This window comes from Ammoniphilus soli (genome assembly GCF_040813775.1).
Window position 1 is genome coordinate 112420 of the sequence record NZ_JBEGDL010000008.1, and the last position, 16809, is coordinate 129228.

The 16809-nt window shown below is 43.4% G+C and carries 16 protein-coding genes; 1 reads left to right on the plus strand and 15 read right to left on the minus strand.

Features of this window, described 5'->3' with window-relative positions; all coding sequences use genetic code 11:
* Positions 1-17: 17 nt before the first annotated feature.
* The 13 genes from ABLT31_RS16995 to ABLT31_RS17055 all read right to left on the minus strand — a co-directional run bounded on the left by ABLT31_RS16995 (position 18) and on the right by ABLT31_RS17055 (position 12844).
* Entirely contained in the window at positions 18-473 is a 456-nt protein-coding gene (locus tag ABLT31_RS16995) for a DUF3237 domain-containing protein (RefSeq protein WP_367753711.1), read from the minus strand.
* A gap of 175 nt (positions 474-648) precedes the next feature.
* Positions 649-2199: a class I adenylate-forming enzyme family protein gene (locus tag ABLT31_RS17000; RefSeq protein ID WP_367753713.1), complete on the minus strand. Its 1551-nt coding sequence runs from the start codon at positions 2197-2199 to the stop codon at positions 649-651.
* Positions 2200-2219: 20 nt separating this feature from the next.
* Positions 2220-3401 (minus strand): acetyl-CoA C-acetyltransferase, encoded by a 1182-nt coding sequence (locus ABLT31_RS17005; RefSeq protein WP_367753715.1) that lies wholly within the window; start codon positions 3399-3401, stop codon positions 2220-2222.
* Between the two features lie 6 nt (positions 3402-3407).
* Positions 3408-4187: an enoyl-CoA hydratase/isomerase family protein gene (locus ABLT31_RS17010; RefSeq protein ID WP_462976510.1), complete on the minus strand. Its 780-nt coding sequence runs from the start codon at positions 4185-4187 to the stop codon at positions 3408-3410.
* A 13-nt stretch (positions 4188-4200) separates the two neighbouring features.
* Positions 4201-5058, minus strand: a complete 858-nt coding sequence (locus tag ABLT31_RS17015; RefSeq protein ID WP_367753720.1) for a 3-hydroxyacyl-CoA dehydrogenase family protein — start codon at positions 5056-5058, stop codon at positions 4201-4203.
* 317 nt (positions 5059-5375) lie between these two features.
* On the minus strand, positions 5376-6689 hold the full coding sequence (locus tag ABLT31_RS17020) for a TRAP transporter large permease (protein WP_367753722.1): 1314 nt from the start codon (positions 6687-6689) through the stop codon (positions 5376-5378).
* Positions 6690-7205, minus strand: a complete 516-nt coding sequence (locus ABLT31_RS17025; protein ID WP_367753724.1) for a TRAP transporter small permease subunit — start codon at positions 7203-7205, stop codon at positions 6690-6692.
* 175 nt (positions 7206-7380) lie between these two features.
* A complete protein-coding gene (locus ABLT31_RS17030; RefSeq protein WP_367753726.1) occupies positions 7381-8457 on the minus strand; it encodes a TRAP transporter substrate-binding protein in 1077 nt (358 codons plus the stop codon).
* Between the two features lie 125 nt (positions 8458-8582).
* Positions 8583-9686 (minus strand): amidohydrolase family protein, encoded by a 1104-nt coding sequence (locus tag ABLT31_RS17035; RefSeq protein ID WP_367753728.1) that lies wholly within the window; start codon positions 9684-9686, stop codon positions 8583-8585.
* Positions 9687-9706: 20 nt separating this feature from the next.
* Positions 9707-10063 carry a Rieske (2Fe-2S) protein gene (locus tag ABLT31_RS17040; protein ID WP_367753730.1) on the minus strand — a complete coding sequence of 119 codons (357 nt, stop codon included), beginning with the start codon at positions 10061-10063 and terminating at the stop codon, positions 9707-9709.
* On the minus strand, positions 10060-11154 hold the full coding sequence (locus ABLT31_RS17045) for an amidohydrolase family protein (RefSeq protein ID WP_367753732.1): 1095 nt from the start codon (positions 11152-11154) through the stop codon (positions 10060-10062). Before ABLT31_RS17045 ends, ABLT31_RS17040 begins: the two co-directional genes overlap by 4 nt.
* A 22-nt stretch (positions 11155-11176) precedes the next feature.
* Positions 11177-11833 (minus strand): dihydroxyacetone kinase subunit DhaL, encoded by a 657-nt coding sequence (dhaL, locus tag ABLT31_RS17050; protein WP_367753734.1) that lies wholly within the window; start codon positions 11831-11833, stop codon positions 11177-11179.
* A 12-nt stretch (positions 11834-11845) separates the two neighbouring features.
* Positions 11846-12844, minus strand: coding sequence for a dihydroxyacetone kinase subunit DhaK (locus tag ABLT31_RS17055; protein WP_367753737.1), 999 nt, complete (start codon positions 12842-12844; stop codon positions 11846-11848).
* Between the two features lie 165 nt (positions 12845-13009).
* On the opposite strand from ABLT31_RS17055, the gene ABLT31_RS17060 reads away from it, so the two are divergent.
* Entirely contained in the window at positions 13010-13927 is a 918-nt protein-coding gene (locus ABLT31_RS17060) for a LysR family transcriptional regulator (RefSeq protein WP_367753739.1), read from the plus strand.
* A 167-nt stretch (positions 13928-14094) separates the two neighbouring features.
* Here the strand turns inward: ABLT31_RS17060 and ABLT31_RS17065 are convergent, their stop codons facing one another.
* Both ABLT31_RS17065 and ABLT31_RS17070 read right to left on the minus strand, forming a co-directional pair.
* Positions 14095-15066 (minus strand): alpha/beta hydrolase fold domain-containing protein, encoded by a 972-nt coding sequence (locus ABLT31_RS17065; protein ID WP_367753741.1) that lies wholly within the window; start codon positions 15064-15066, stop codon positions 14095-14097.
* A 563-nt stretch (positions 15067-15629) separates the two neighbouring features.
* Positions 15630-16775, minus strand: a complete 1146-nt coding sequence (locus ABLT31_RS17070) for an MFS transporter (RefSeq protein WP_367753743.1) — start codon at positions 16773-16775, stop codon at positions 15630-15632.
* Between the last annotated feature and the right edge of the window lie 34 nt (positions 16776-16809).

Here is a 16809-nt window from a genome sequence, read left to right on the forward strand (position 1 = left end):
TTGCCTTGTTATAGTCCTTACACTACTTCAAAAATCTCGATATGTACGGTAGACGGATTCCGAATTCCCCTGCCTACGAATATCTTCCTGTTTAACCACGCATAGCGATCTCCGCTCACTTCAAACACAGGTACGGTTTTGAAGTAATATTCATCGGGGTCAACGTAAAGCCCTTGGAGCAGCTTTTGCATCACTTCTTCTGGTCCGTGGCGCAATCCCTTATTGACAATAGAAATCAACTCTCCATCCTCCGTTTGGACGGTATACCGCGCTTCCAGTTCTGTTACCCCATCAGGCCGAATCACTTGCCAGTCTGCCCCGCCCGGAATGATCTTCCCTTTCAGTCTTGGACCTTCGAACGTACCTCCTGTGATTGGAATGACACGCCGAAAACCTCTAGCTGTCTCCCCGACTACAAGGGGTTCTCCAATTTCTACAACTGCCTCCATCAGAAATTCCAGTTTGATAGACACGAATGATGACCTCCCTCACTATTTAATGTAAGTATAGGTTAAAAATTCAAAATATTATATATACACAGTGTAGGAAAGGGCTGAGTTTTTTCGTTCATTAGTGACTATTAAATAACTCTGATCATAGAAAAGAGTTAAGCCTATACTAGACTCAACCCTCTCATTTTCTTTATCCTTATACACTCATTTGTTCAATTAACTGTTCCCTTATTTTCAGCTTCTGGATTTTCCCGCTTGCTGTCACAGGAAATTCCTTCACAAAAATAAATTGATTAGGAAGCTTGTAATCTGCGACGTATTGCTTGATATAATCCTTGAGTTCATCACTAGAAGAATCGGCATCATCTTTTAGCCGAATTACGGCACAGACACTTTCGCCCATGACGGGATCTGGCAGCCCGATCACGGCGGCCTCCATAATCTTGTCGTTTTGGTAGAGAATTTCTTCAATTTCCCGCGGGTATATATTATACCCCCCACGAATGATCAATTCTTTCTTGCGTCCGATAAACCGGATGTATCCTTTGGCGTCCATGGAGCCCAAATCACCAGTATAAAACCATCCTTCCTGGTCCAACACCTGTTTCGTCTGCTCAGGCGCTTGGTAGTAGCCTTTCATGACCGCAAAGCCCCGGCAAGCAATTTCGCCGACTTGTCCTAGTGGAAGAGGAACCCTCGCATCATCCACGATTTGCAATTCTACTCCCGGAAGCGCTTTCCCAATTGTTTCTAAAATATTACTGAATTCGTCACCGTATTCAGTCATGGTGACGGACCCTGCTTCCGATAAGCCATACGAGACGCTAATCTCCATCTTCATTCTTTCACGAACGGCTCTAATGGTCTCTGCTGGACAAGGGGCTCCACCGGTCATGCCTGCCCGAAGTGTAGACAAGTCGTAGCATGCAAAGTCAGGATGATTGAGCTCCATGATATACATCGCTGGAACCGCGTGATAAACGGTTACTTTTTCTTGCTGGATCAATTCCAGCGCTTCTTGGGGTCTGTACTTATCCATTAAAACCATCCTGGCTTGGGTAGAAACCGCTCCCATAAGATTTGGCCCCATCCCAAAGATGTGGAATAAGGGAGCTGGCACCAAATAGACATCATCGGAATGTCCTTTGATGCTTCCGGAAACGCCAATCCCGGATAGAGTTAACGCTCGATGCGTCAGCATGGCTCCTTTTGGCGAACCCGTTGTTCCGGATGTGTACAAGATGCAATAGACATCCTCAGAAGGTTCTATATCCACAAGGGGGAGCAGTTCTGCCTCTCCTCTTGCCAGTAACTCTGTATAAGCGATAAACTCTTCCCGCTTAAACCTCACGGTCGCAATATTCTGAACCATAGGGGCAATGACATCCAACATCTGCTGGTCAAATTCCCCACTGATGAATAGAGAATTCACACCCGAATTTTGAATGATATGCTGCACCTCATGAATCCGGTACTTGGGATTGAAGGGTACGAGGATGGCCCCAATTTTGCCTAGCGCAAAATAGAGCACCACCGTCTCATGCCAATTAGGCAAGCAAACCCCTACCCGATCCCCTTTTTGAATTCCCCATGCAGACAATGCGGCGGCCAGCTGATCGCTCTCTTGCCATAGCTCCCGATAGTTCATTCTTCGCGTTCGATCGTAAATGGCTTCTTTGTCCGGATTGTTAAGAAAAACCTTTTCCAGCAATTGTGGAACCGACAAGAATTCTAACTCTTTCTGCATAAAAAGTTGACTCCTTTGGATTACAATCTTTCCCAGATAGTGGCAATTCCTTGTCCTCCGCCGATACACACAGAGGAAACCCCATATTTCTTCCTTCTGCGGCCCAGTTCTTTAATCAGAGAATGGGTAATTCTTGTACCCGAAGCAGCTAGGGGATGTCCGATCGCAACAGCCCCGCCATTCACATTTCCAATCTCCGGATCAAAGCCTAATTCCTTTTGGCAGGCTAGATATTGGGCGGCAAAGGCTTCATTGATTTCGATCAGGTCAATGTCCTCGATCTTCATGTCAGCGCTTTCCAAAGCCTGTCGAATGGCCGGCGCGGGACCAATTCCCATATATTTGGGCTCGACTCCGACTACTCCCCAGGAAACCAGCCGAGCAATCGGCTTTAGGCCTCTTCGGGCGGCGTATTCTTCAGAAGTGATGATCACAGCGGCAGCCCCATCCACCATTCCGCTGGCGTTGCCAGGCGTTACGACCCCATTTTCCCTAAAACGGGGCTTTAACTTCCCCAGTTTTTCCATGCTTGTATCACGGGGATGCTCGTCGGTATCAACGATCTTTTCTCCTTTTCTATCTTTCACCGCAACGGGTACAATTTCCTCCTTGAAATATCCTTTTTCCATCGCTGCCAAAGCCAGTTGGTGACTGCGCAAGGCGTGGCAATCGATTTCCTCCCGTGAAAGTTCATATTTTATCGCTAGGTTTTCAGCTGTATCTGCCATTGTGCAATCGCCAACCGTATCATAAAGCCCATCCCATACCCAATCCTCTATGACGGGACCTCCTAACGGACTACCCCAACGCATGCCGCGGATGACATGCGGGGTCTGGCTCATATTTTCCGTTCCGCCAGCGAGGGTCATTTTGGCTTCGCCTGTCATGACCAATCGCGCGGCCTGAATAATCGCTTCCACCCCCGTTCCGCACAGCCTGTTGACGGTCACAGCCGGAACATGGATGGGCAGATTAGCCTTCAAAGCAACATGGCGGGCCAGTATATGGGCATTCACGCTAGATTGCTGAACATTGCCAAACACGACTTGATCAATCTCTTCCGGATCTACGTTAGCTTTTTGAATCGCGCCCTTTGCAGCAATGGCGCCTAAATCTATTGCCGTTATGTCCCTGAAGGATCCGCAGAACTCCGCGAACGGAGTTCTCGCTCCTTCCACAATCACGATGTCCTTTCGAAGCATGTCAAATCATCTCCCCACAAAATTCGCTTTTCTCTTTTCAGCGAAAGCTGTCATGCCTTCCACCCGATCTTCACTGGCAAAGGCGTTTCCAAAGCATGCCGTTTCCAGATCCAAAGCCGTAGCCAAATCCACTTGTGCCCCGCCATTCACGGAAGTTTTGATCATTTGCATTGCTACCGGAGCTTTCTCCGTCAGCTTCAGCGCCCATTCCGTTGCACATCCGATCAACTCTTCGGCAGGCACCACCTTATTGACTAGTCCATAATTTAACGCTTGATCAGCTGTAATCATGTCCCCAAAGAACAGCATTTCTTTGGCACGGGATTGGCCGATTAGTCTCTGCAGGCGCTGAGTCCCGCCACCCCCTGGAATAATGCCGAGATTTACTTCTGGCAAAGCAAATTTGGCTTTATCCGAACTGATGCGAAGGTCACATACCAGAGCAAGCTCTGTTCCTCCTCCTAAAGCTAAGCCGTTGACTGCTGCAATAACCGGCTTGGATAATCGCTCCAGTTTTTCAAAGGCTTTGCGGGAAGCTACGCCCATTTTGGCAACACCGGCTGCATCCAGCTGGCTCATTTCCGTGATATCGGCCCCCGCTGCGAAAGCGCGTTCACCGCTTCCAGTCAAAATGACCGCGCGTACATTTTCGTCATCCTCGATTTGTTCAAGCAAATCATAAAGCTCTACAAATAATTTCTTGTTTAGCGGATTAAATGGGGGACGATTCAAATAAATATACCCTACTCGATTTTCTACGCGATATTGTAAAGTTTCCATGATCAATTCATTCCTCTCTTTACTTGTTATAGTCATACCAGCCAGCTCCTGTCTTTTTGCCCAATCTTCCCGCCTGGATCAATCGCTTAAGAGACAATGGCGCAGCAAAGCGGTCATCCTTAAATTCTTCATAGAAGTAATCCATAACATGAAGGCCGATATCTACCCCTGCGAAATCCTGCAATTCAAATGGACCCATTGGATAATTCAGACCCAGCTTAACAGCCTTATCAATATCCTCCGGAGTTGCTACCCCTTCTTCGACCAAACGGATCGCTTCAATGAACTGCGGAGTCATGATACGATTAACGATAAAGCCTGGAGAATCCTTCTTCACTTCAATTGCTTCCTTGCCTAGCTCCCTTGAAATATGCATGAGGGTCGAAACCGTTCCATCGCTCGTCTTAAACCCTCTTACCACTTCTACCAGTTTCATGATTTGCGCTGGATTAAAGAAGTGCATACCAGCCACGCGATCTTGCCTTTTCGTAGCTTCTGCAATGACCGTAATAGACATAGAAGAAGTGTTTGTCGCAATGATCGCATCAGGCTTTAGGATTTTATCCAATCGGCTGAACATTTCTTTTTTAGCCCCTAAGTCCTCAATAATGGCTTCGATAACCAAATTAGCAGGCTCCAGCAATTCAAGCTCAGTAGTCGTTTGAATTCTTTCTAGCGTCTCACGCTTCTCTTCTTCCGTCATCTTGCCCCTTTGAATGCTCTTGTCCATAAAAGTGTTCATACGATCCAGGCATCTATTCAGTAAATCATCGTTCATATCCCAAAGAATGACCTTAAATCCTTTCATCGCTGCAAGATGGGCAATGCCGCCCCCCATCGTACCAGCACCCGCTACACCAATCATCCACTCTTTCATCTTCTTCCACCTTCATTCTAAAAATTTTTCATCAATTCCTTATATTCGTATTATAGAATTTCATGTGCTTGAATCATATGTTCATGGTGAAGGAAAACAAAACTAGTTTTCGGTTATCGTGAAGCAAAAAAGGTAAACAGTTTGCTAGAAAAAACTTGGCTGACGCTAAGCTTAAGTTCGGCGTCTAAAAGTTTTTCTCGTGGTGTCCTAATGGTGTACCGAAGTCATAAATTCTGACAGTAGAATACAAAAAAGAAGGAAAAAAACCTCCTTCTTCAATACTAATATTACTTCGAACCGTTCCCAGCAAATACATTTTACTTCATGACCAAATTAGGTAACCAAAGGACTACTTCCGGGAAGATCATAATGATTGCAATTACAATCATATAAAGGAAAACAAATGGAATAACAGCCCTATAAAGCTCTTGCATTTGAATATCTGGCGCAACACCCTTAAGGACGAATAGACTCATTCCAAACGGCGGCGTCAAATAAGCCATACAGCCGTTTACAATAAATAAGATACCAAACCAAATCAGGTCAAACCCTAGATCTTTAACCAATGGCAAAAACACAGGGGCCGTAATGAGCAGAATCGCTCCAGGATCTAAGAACATTCCTAGTATGAAATAAACCACTTGAATGGCTATTAAAATAACCCATCGATTCATCTCTAAACCGGAGATTAACTCGGCAACCCAAGCCCCTACCCCTGTGGCGGAAACAACTCGGGCATAAGCTACTGCTCCAATAAGCAGCCAAAAAACCATACTATTCAATTTCACTGTCATGACAACCATGTCCTTAAGGTTAGCCCATGTCAGCTTGCGCTTGATTCCTGCACATATTAAAGATCCTACAACGCCGACTGCAGCAGCTTCCGTAGGAGTGGCGAGCCCGCTAAATATGGACAGTAACACAAATACTATGATAAGCAGCGGCAAAATGACTCCTTTAAGGGAATCAAATTTCTCTTTCCAGGTAAACCTTTCCTCTTTAGGTAAGGATGGTCCCATTTTCGGATTAAGATAGCTAATGATAATGGCATAGCCCATAAAAATGATAGCCGCTAGGATGCCCGGAATAAATCCTGCAAAAAATAGTTTACCCGCAGATACATTGGACTCCATGGCGTAAATGATCATGAGAATACTAGGAGGTATAAGAATCCCAAGTGCCCCTCCGGCCATGATCACGCCGGAAGCCAGCTGATCATTGTAACCCCTTTTGATCATTGAAGGACGAGCGGTTAAACCAAGAGTAGCCGTTGCTACCGTTGCTATGCCCACCATGGCCCCAAACATGGCAGCGATAAACGTTGTGCCTGCCGCCAGCCCCCCCTTAATGCCTCCAAACCAGCGATAAATAGCTTCGTACAAATCATCCGCTAAATCGCTGAAGCGCAAAATTCCTGCCATGAGGATGTACATGGGTAGTGCAGTCAAAGTAAATTCCAACACTTTTCCATACGATCCGAGGATAAAACCTACGATACTCGCCTCACCGTTCCAAAACAGAAATCCGATCACAAGGGAGATGCCTCCCATTGCAAACCCTACGGGAACACCCAGCATTAAGAAGAATACTAGGGACCCAAATATGATAAAAGTTAAAAGTCCAGTGTCCAACTATTCTACCTCCTCCCACAATCGTTTCCCCGTCTTCGCGTGGTAAATGTCTTTGATTAAGTTAATAACGGCCTGAAGACCCAAGAATACCCCTCCGATGGGGAGTATGCTCCACTTGATCCATAATGGGATATTTAACCCAGTACTTGCTACGGCACCCGATTGCATGAATTGCAACACGCGAGCTCCCCCATACCGAACAAGGGCGAATGCTATGAATAAGGTGAAAATACCAGTCAAAATTCCAATAACACTCTTTCGCCTTTCAGAATAGCGATCATAAAAAATATCAACACGGATGTGCTCATTATGGAGCAAGATATATCCCCCCGTTAGGAATGCGGCAATTCCCGTTAACCATGTAGATAAATCGAAAGCAAACTTTGTAGGACTATTAAAAAAATAACGTGCAATAATATCATAGAAAACTACAAAACTTAGCAAAAATATAACGAAGCCACCTATGATACCCATAAATTGGTTAACCGTACCTAAGATACGAACTATTTTTTTCATATGAATCCTCCCGGGGCTTACTGACGAAACAAATGTTAACGGATAGCATGAAAATACGTAACATAAATAATTGCTTGTCCATAATGTAATCTCCTATAAAACAATAAAGCGAAAGAATATATAGGGGGATCTATTCTATCCCCCGCATATATCCACATTGATTGCCTTGCTTTAACTACTGCCCAGCCTTTTTCAATTCTTCTCGTAAAATCTCAATGATGCGCTTATTATTTTCACTCATGCTTGCGAATTTCTCCCAAGCCGCTTCTCCGCTTACCTTCCACTTCTTTACCTCTTCTTCTGGTAAAGTGATGATTTCAACATTATATTTCTCAGCCATCTTATTGTTATTCTCATTAAAGATTTTGGCACCCTCGATAGACTTCTGTTCCATATCTGCTGCAACTTCAGAGACAATCTTCTGGAGATCTTCCGGAAGTTTATTCCAAGCATTTTGGCTTCCGTAAGTAATCATATATGTTGAGGCATTTACGGCAGGTCTAATCATATATGGGGCCACTTCATGATAGTTAAATGTTTCGATATTATGATAGGGTGTTCCCGTAGCATTAATCGTACCTCTCTGCAACGCCTCGTAGCTTTCTACCACACTTACATTGGCTGGTGCAGCTCCCATTTTTTCATACCAGGCATTCCACAGGCCTCCGCCTGCTCTTATAAGAAATCCGTTAAAATCCTCAAATTTCCTAACAGGCTTATTACTTACGAATCCATATTCACCTGTCGGTCCCCACATCATGATTTTTGCTCCGTAATCTTCAATTTCTTTTTCTAAGATATCACCGATTTCTGTTTCTTTCAGAATATGGAAAGCAAATTCGTCCGATTGGGCCCAGAATGGAAGAGTAGAAAAGCCAGCTGAAGTTACGATATCCCCATAAAATCCCGGTGAAGTCAGTACAAAATCTACCGTACCTGCTGCTAGTGCATCCAACACTTCATTCTGGGGAATCAACGAATTGCTATAGGATTTTTCAAATGTAATACGGCCATTTGATTTTTCTTCAACCTGCTTTACGAACTCCTCCATCATATAATAGGCGGCCTCATAATCGTGTTTTGCAGCAGGAAAAACGGAGGTATACGAAAACTTAAATTTTTCCTGACTTGTCGCATTCGAACTGTTATTGCTATTTGAAGCGGGTCCTCCTGTGCTTGATGAACAAGCTGCTAACAAAATGAAAGACAGTATGGACATCCAGGAAATGTATAACCTAAGATTTTTCCTCATTATTTTCCCCCAATATTATTTATTTACTATTAAAATCATAATAGTTTGATAAAAACACTTCTGGAAAATATTATCTACCAAGTGATTATAAAAGTAAACTTTGCATTTCACTTCCTTACAGCTAACTATTTGCTAGAATGGCGGACAACCTGATTCACTTTTTCTTTTAATCCATAAAGGTTTATTGCATTTTCAGCAAATATTTTTTTCTTTATGTCTCTCGGGAATGCTGCAAGAGCCATTTGTGGATTATCGTTGTCCCAATGGGGGTAATCAGAAGAAAACATAATGCAGTCCTCTGCCCCAGCCATATTAATGATTTGCACTAAATATTCGGGATTTGGCGGTTCCTCTATCGGCTGCGTAGTCAATAATATATGATCCTTGATATATTCTGAAGGAAGTCTTTTTAACCACGGCGCTTGGTCTCGCAACGCTTTGTAGTTCTTATCCATCCTCCACATCAAATGCGGCAGCCAGGATATTCCTCCTTCAATTGCAACGAATTTCATTTTCGGAAATTTCTCAAATACACCCTCACATACTAAACTGTTTACTTGGCCCATAAAATTAAGAGGCAAAATATTTTCCCATTCCATAAAGCGCGTTGGATATCCGGATGGAGTTGGAGGAGGTGTTGGTCCTAATCCTTCATTCCCGGGATGTACCGCAACCGGCAATCCATTTCGTTCAGCGGCTTCGTATATGGGATGGTAGAATCTTTGTCCAAAGGGTATCTTTGAGGCACTGGACATAATGATTTGTACCATATCCGGATGACTTGCCATTCTGTCAATTTCCTTCACAGCTGCCTCAGGATCGGAAAAATTAACATGAATCGATCCTTTATAACGAGGATCCGCTTTTAGCCAAGTTTCTATGGTCCAATCATTCAGAGCGGATGCCAATGCATTCCCATAGTCCGGATCGTAACAGAGGGAAATGGCGTTCATTACCGGGGTGCCCGTTAATATGGCGTAATCAATCCCATACCTCTCAATATGATGGGAAATCAGGAAGTGAGGATCACTTGCGGGTTTAACACCTTCCTTCGGATTTGCATCTTTGCGATATACGCCAACCGGAGTAAACGCTTTCGATCTTTCCGTCCCAACGCCGCTTTCCAGCCATTGCTGATGCCACACTCTTGGCAGATAAGGAATCAGTTCTTTAGAATCTGCCATCGCATTGTGAACATCCGTATCGATTAATCTTGGAACTTCATGCACCCATGATCCCTCCTCTTCCTCTATCTGTTCAGGAGCACGTAAAGATCTTCTCCATCCTTTTCAATCGGGTAACCCCTAAGCTTAACCTTTTTATCAACCAGATGTTCTCCCGTTTTCAAATCAAATTCCCAACCATGCCATGGACAGCGCAATATCTGTTGATCCCGTCCATACTCATATTCATAGACCATGGATGGCAGTCGCGTTCCGCAAACGACGCCTTCACAGGCAGGAGCGGCAGCGTGAGGGCAAAAATTTCTCCAAGCGTAATATTCCCCATCCACTAAAAATATCCCGATTTCCAGGCCCTGCACTTCTACAATTTGACGGCCGGTTTCCTGCAGGTCCGACACTTTCGCAACAGCATATTTATTCATCGCACTTCACCTCCTGCTGGTACTTTTTCATATAATCCATAAAGTTTCATTGCATTTTTCGCAGCGATCTTTTCTCTCATGTCCCTCGGGAAGGCAGAAAGCGCAATTTTGGGATTATCATTATCCCAGTGTGCATAGTCTGAGGAAAACATCACAATGTCTTCTGCTCCGCACATTTTGAAAATTTGCACTAAGTACTCCGGATTTGGCGGCTCCTCTATGGGCTGCGTCGTTAAATAAATGTGTTCCTTGATGTATTCGGAAGGCAACTTTCTCATCCAAGGCACCTGATCGCGCAAAGCCTTATAATTTTTATCCATCCTCCACATCAGATGCGGCAGCCAGGAAATCCCGCCTTCTATGGCAACGAACTTAAAATCCGGAAATTTTTCAAATACTCCTTCGCACACTAAACTATTAACATGTCCCATAAAATTAAGAGGTAAAATATTTTCCCATTCCATAAAGCGCGTGGGATATCCCGATGGAGTTGGAGGATAAGTGGGCCCTAAACCTTCAGCTCCTGGGTGAACGGCTACCGGCAATCCATGTCGCTCCGCTGCCTCGTAAATAGGATGGTAGTACCTCTGTCCAAAAGGGATTCTAGCAGCACTGCACATGATGATTTGAACCATGTCCGGATGACTCGCCATCCGCTCAATTTCTTTTACAGCAGCTGCCGGATCAGAAAAGTTCACATGTATTGATCCTTTATATTTTGGACTGACTTGGAGCCAATTTTCTACCATCCAGTCATTAAGCGCTGATGCCAAAGCATTTCCATAGTCCGGATCATAGCAAAGGGAAATAGAATTCATATAGGGTGTACCAGTCAAGATCGCATAATCAATCCCGTTGGGCTCAATATGATGCTTAAGCACATAGCGCGGATCGCTTGCCGGCCTTCCCCCGTTTTCGGGATTTGCATCTTTTCTAGTCAACCCGACAGGACTAAACGGTTTTCCCCCTAGTTCAAAACCGCTCTCGATAAATTGCTGATGCCATACCTTCGGCAAAAACGGCAGCAGCTCCTTTTGATCATTCATGGAATTATGCACATCTGTATCAATTAATCGCGGTGCTTCAATCATTTCTCCATCTCCTTGTTTTATATCAGCTAATCTCATTGTTTCCTTGTTCAACCCATTCACGCATGGATTTCAATATGATCCACACTGAGGTCGCTCCAGCATCTTGATGCCCAATCGATCGCTCTCCTAGCGATTTGGCTCTTCCAAACTTTGATATATAGCTTTTCGTATTTTCCACTCCAACTCTTGCGCTTTCTTCTGCAGCCATCAGCCCGCCTAACAGGCTATTGGAGCCATTGGAGAATTCTTGCAATGCTTTGACTGCCGGTTCAAGGGCATCAATCATCGTCTTATCGCCGAATTCGGCTTTTCCCCGTTCTTTAACCGATTTCAAAGAATGGTCCAAAATCATAGTCAAGGTCTCTAAATTTAGAGTTTCTTTGGGAGGCAAATGTTTAACTCCACCTGCGAACATCGTTCCAAAAATCACTCCTGAGGCTCCACCCATCGAACTAATCATGGCCATGCCGATTGTCTTGAAAATGTCATTCACATTTGTCCAATCTTTTTCATTCAGTTTATATAGAGCCTCGGTAAAGCCTACAGACATGCCTATTCCATGATCCCCATCTCCGATGGCCCTATCAATTTCCGTAAGCAACGGTTTGCTTTCAATGATCTTTTCCCCAACATATCGAAACATTTCGCGTGTTTGATCTGGAGATAAACCCTTGGACATAATGAACAGCTCCTATCTACTTTTTTTCATATAAAACGGGGAATAGGCCGGGGAATCAAAGTATCTCTTCAGCTCCTCATCCAATCGCATTAGCGTTATCGATATGCCCCCCATTTCCTGCGTGGTGCAATAATTATTCATCTGAGTATTATAAATAGTAATGCCTTGATCCTGTAGAATATGTGCCACCTTCCGGTTTACAATCATGAATTCCATAAATGTCGTCGAGCCGAGTCCATTAACAAGAACACAAACCTCATCGCCCTTTTGAAAAGGAAGATCGCCTAGTATATAATCCATCATCTTTGCAGTTAGATCATCTGCCTTCATAACTTTCGTTCGTTGCACTCCAGGTTCCCCATGGATCCCCATGCCAAACTCGATTTCATCGTCACCAAGGGTAAAAGTCGGAAGCCCTGTGCTTGGAAGGGTTCCGGGAGTTAAGGCTACTCCAACAGAACGTATGGAATCGATTGCTTTTTGGGCAATCCTTGACACTTCATCCAATGGGAGTCCTTGCTCTGCTGCAGCACCCGCAAGTTTATAAACCAGTACAGCTCCTGCAATACCTCTTCGGTCTTCCTTTCTCTCTACTGGGGCAGATACCACATCATCGCAAACACGAACAGTTTTCGTAGTGATGCCTTCCATTTCTGCTAATTCTGCACCCATTTCAAAGTTTAGAACGTCACCCGAATAATTCACAATAATATGTAAAACGCCTCGCCCTGCGTCGACGGCTTTCGTTACCTCATGCACAGCGTTGGGAGTCGGAGCAGCAAAAACATTTCCAATGGCCACACCATCGGCTAAACCCTCTCCTACATAGCCCAAGAATAATGGTTCGTGACCGCTTCCTCCTCCGATGACGATCCCTACTTTGTCCTTTTTATTTTTTAGGACAACCCCATTTACCCCGTCTACTTTTTTGTAATCGTTACCAAAAGCAGCGATAAAGCCTTCTATCATTTCTTTGACTGCCTCTTCTGGTTGATTTAATATTTTTTTCATTAGATCTCCTCATTTCTTTGACAAGATTAATAAGTATAAGTAATTATTTTGATTTGAATAAATATTTTATACATTTATACTATAATAACAGTTATAATAATGTAAAATTAACATTTTTAAACTATACTTAAGTGAAAATGATATACGGGATGGGTGAGTGAATGAATGAACATAGAACAATTTACCTATATTGTTGAAGTTGCCAAAACAAATTCTGTATCCATCGCCTCGGAGAATCTGCATGTCTCCCAATCTGCCATCAGCCAATCAATCACTAAACTTGAAGAAGAACTTGGAGTCAAAATTTTCAAGCGTTCCCGGATGGGCACATTTCCTACAGAAGAAGGAAAAAGAGTTATTAAGAAATCATACGAAATTTTGTATAAACTACGGGAATTAGAAGAAGAAACAAAAATCTATAAGACACAGATCACAGGAGATTTGAAGGTTTCGGTTATTCCAAACATGATGATGCTGTTGTTCAATACATTGACCGCTTTTAAAAGTGAATACCCTTATGTGAATATTGAAATTATTGAAAAAGGGTCATCTGATATCTTAGAAGACCTGAAGCAAAATAAAACGGATATTGGGTTGCTTACGATCAATAGTAGTACCCTACATGCTAATGAGCACTTTATCTTTGAAAAATTGGTCAATGGAAAAGTAAAAGCCTTTGTCGGAAAAAATACAGCTTTGTCGTACAATGATTCCATTACCTCGGAAGAATTCATCAAATACCCTCTTATATTATTTAAAAGCGAATACGTCAAGCGACTAGTTCAAGACCTGTCAACTAAATATGGCCCATTGAACGTTCTGTTCACGACAGACAGCAATGATGTGGTTAAACGCGCTATCGTGGAAGGATTGGGAGTTGGAATCGGTACAAACCATATGATAAAATTCGATCCGCAAATAAGAAGCGGTGAGATTATCACCTTAGACATCAGTAATTACATTCAAGGGGATGAATTATATTTCGGATGGATGAGCACAAAAGGAAGAGAATTATCCGCTGCTGCAAAAAAATTTATTCATCACCTTAAACTTCAAATTCAAGAAGCTCAAGAAAACTATTAGCAGGAAAGGACGAGTACAAGTAAGTAGTGGCTAGCCTAAGAAGACTTGCCTTTTCACCAGGCGCCAAGTACTTTTTGTCTCGGCAATAATTTACGGTAACAAAAAAGGAAGAATTTCCTTCTTCCTTTTTTACTAAATATATTTTAGCAACATTACAATTTACATTCTTAGTTTTTAAGATGCTTATCCAAGAAATCAATCATAATTTTAATAACTTCCGGCTGATTCCAATGCGGTCCGCCATGACCCGCATCCTTAACCAGATAATATGTGGAATCCACCCCTTCGTCTAACAAAGCATCATGTAAGATTTCCGTTTGATTCGGAGAAACAAGTGTATCCTTATCCCCATGCATAATCAAGAATGGCGGTGCATCCTTCGTGATATAGCTTATTGGGTTAGCTTTCGCTGCTTTTTCAGGGTGATCTAAAATGGAGCCGCCAGGACTCATGACAGCCGGTCCATTTACCCACATCGCTTCTGGAGCGGAAGGTGATTTGTGAGCTTCCTGAATTTCCTCTAAGTAACCGAAACCAACTTTGGTTAAATCAGATAGACCATATAAATCGATAACCGCCTTCACATCATCCCGTTGGTTTAGATAATCTCCTTTGGTAAATTCAGTTAACTCATTTGTAGTTCCAGCCAACGCGGCAAGATACCCGCCAGCCGAGCTACCCATTACAGCTATATTTTCAGGATCGATATTAAACTTTGCCGCATTGGCCCGCAAGTAGCGAATGGCAGCTTTCACATCCTCGAGGGGAGACGGGAATGTACTCTGTGGCGTCACCCGATATTCAATACTCGCAACAACGTAGCCAGCCTCCGAAATCGCCATTCTTTGTTGGATGGATTTATCTTTATTGGAGGACATGAAACCGCCGCCAGGCACAAATAAAACGACAGGAAGGGGTTCTTTGCTTACAGGTTTTAAAATATCCATCTCAAGTTGGAAATTAGGATATCCGTAAATAGGCTGTTGAGAGTAAGCGATATCAGAAATCAAATCAACAGAAGGTGCCTTCATCGATACTTCCAACAATTTAGCCTTTTCTGCGGCAAAGGCAAATCCACTTGAAGAGGCAAGAATGCCAACCATCAATAAGGACAATAAGGGAGCTTTTTTCTTTTTCATGAATAATATCCTCCTTTAACTATGAAAGCGATAACTAGAATGGCTTATAGCTGCCCATGCAGATCATCTATTAAAAATATAAATTTTATTCTGTTAATTTAATACGTTCATGATACATGAAAAAAATAATTAAATTCCTGCACTGTGTTCACAAATAGTAATTGAAGTAAAACCGGTTAATAGTTTCTAAGGCTTGATTTACCTGCTAGTAACCGGCAAATTTGCGAGGAAAGGTAGAGAGATTTGAAGTAGGTGGAATTTCTCCAATTAAACCACAAGATCCTTAACTTTTCTTGAGTTTAGGTGGAAAAACGACCACTATTGGCTGTAAAACGACCAAAAATGATAGGATTGAGCTACTTAGGTGGCGATTTTCCCACTACTTCAACTTTTATTTGTTTAAATTTGCTTTTAGTTGGCAGTTCTCCACCTACTCGCCGTCCCCCCCTAAACACTCACAAAATAAAGCAAAAAGAGGCCAAATCTCCAAAGGTCCATTAAACGGACTTTTGGGACAGCCTCACTTCTTATTTTACGGAATGGAAATTGCCTCTCACCCCGTTTCACGATGCAATCACATCATCTTTGGAGTTGGATCTCGTCAAGAATGCTCCACCGATAAGAAATAACCCACTCATATAAAACACCGTCAGCAGTCCTCCCCAGGACCCTATCACACCAAAAATCAAGGGTGCTACAAGTTGAGAAAGCCGATTGGAAGCCAATCGAAGACCAAGGATTTCGCCTGTTCTTGTTTTAGGGGAAGCGTTGTAGGTGGTTGTCATCGAGAGCGGTTGTCCGCACCCCAACCCAATACCCATTATCGAACTAAGCAATCCAAACAAATATACATGTCCCACAATGGGAACCAAGATAAATGAAATGCCGGCAATCAAAATGGAGCCAAGCAAGACCAAATTCCGTCCATACTTATGGGTTAACCTCCCTAGAAACAAACGCACGGCCATCATGGATAACCCTTGGATCGCGATAATCCAGCCGATCTCGGATGCAGTCAAGCCAAAGTGCTGCCCGAGTAAAGGGAAATAGGCCACAAAGATATCCTTTGAATATAGCACCAGGGCACTGGAGGCTAGCGCTTTGCGAAGCAAAGGCAGCTTTAGCAGCGTCAACGGGCTCCCCAAGGCTGCTTCCCCTTTCATCTTTTGTACGCGTATCAAGGGAACGAAAAAGGAAAAGGCAATGGGTACGATCCCCAAAAGAGCGGCAATCAAAAAAGCAAGAGCATAGGATAAGTGCTCGGCCAAATAACCTCCAATGATCGGACCTATAAACGCTCCCATAGCGACGAACATGCTAAAAATATTGAAATAGTGATCCCGCGTTTCTTTGGTAGAGACATGACCGAGAACGTTCTGCAATGAAACAGCGAGGACCAAGTGAGACATACCCACAATTATTTGTGAGGCATATAGCATACTCATTGTCGGGGAGAAAAATGGTAGTGTTAATCCTACCGTACAACCAATGCTTCCCCATAATATCGGTATTCTATCCCCCATCTGATCCGAAATCTTGCCCGCATGGATGGCAAAAATCAGCGGAAAGAAAGCAAAAGCAGCTGTCAAAAGACCAATCTCAAATGTATTAGCTCCCAAACTAGAGGCGTATAAAGCAATGAGAGGTCTCGTTATGCTAACCATCGTATGAAAGCTAAGCGTAATGATAAGGACTGTTCTTAGTGTCATGTTGTTACACCCACCTGTTTTGAATTCCTCAACT

What these genes read in the sequence shown, in the direction of transcription:
- ABLT31_RS17025 (WP_367753724.1), bottom strand. Translation starts at nt 7,205, where the DNA reads ATGAAAAAAATAGTTCGTATCTTAGGTACGGTTAACCAATTTATGGGT.
- dhaL (WP_367753734.1), bottom strand. Translation starts at nt 11,833, where the DNA reads ATGTCCAAGGGTTTATCTCCAGATCAAACACGCGAAATGTTTCGATAT.
- ABLT31_RS17015 (WP_367753720.1), bottom strand. Translation starts at nt 5,058, where the DNA reads ATGAAAGAGTGGATGATTGGTGTAGCGGGTGCTGGTACGATGGGGGGC.
- ABLT31_RS17030 (WP_367753726.1), bottom strand. Translation starts at nt 8,457, where the DNA reads ATGAGGAAAAATCTTAGGTTATACATTTCCTGGATGTCCATACTGTCT.
- ABLT31_RS17040 (WP_367753730.1), bottom strand. Translation starts at nt 10,063, where the DNA reads ATGAATAAATATGCTGTTGCGAAAGTGTCGGACCTGCAGGAAACCGGC.
- ABLT31_RS17065 (WP_367753741.1), bottom strand. Translation starts at nt 15,066, where the DNA reads ATGAAAAAGAAAAAAGCTCCCTTATTGTCCTTATTGATGGTTGGCATT.
- ABLT31_RS17045 (WP_367753732.1), bottom strand. Translation starts at nt 11,154, where the DNA reads ATGATTGAAGCACCGCGATTAATTGATACAGATGTGCATAATTCCATG.
- ABLT31_RS17070 (WP_367753743.1), bottom strand. Translation starts at nt 16,775, where the DNA reads ATGACACTAAGAACAGTCCTTATCATTACGCTTAGCTTTCATACGATG.
- ABLT31_RS17000 (WP_367753713.1), bottom strand. Translation starts at nt 2,199, where the DNA reads ATGCAGAAAGAGTTAGAATTCTTGTCGGTTCCACAATTGCTGGAAAAG.
- ABLT31_RS17060 (WP_367753739.1), top strand. Translation starts at nt 13,010, where the DNA reads ATGAACATAGAACAATTTACCTATATTGTTGAAGTTGCCAAAACAAAT.
- ABLT31_RS17005 (WP_367753715.1), bottom strand. Translation starts at nt 3,401, where the DNA reads ATGCTTCGAAAGGACATCGTGATTGTGGAAGGAGCGAGAACTCCGTTC.
- ABLT31_RS17055 (WP_367753737.1), bottom strand. Translation starts at nt 12,844, where the DNA reads ATGAAAAAAATATTAAATCAACCAGAAGAGGCAGTCAAAGAAATGATA.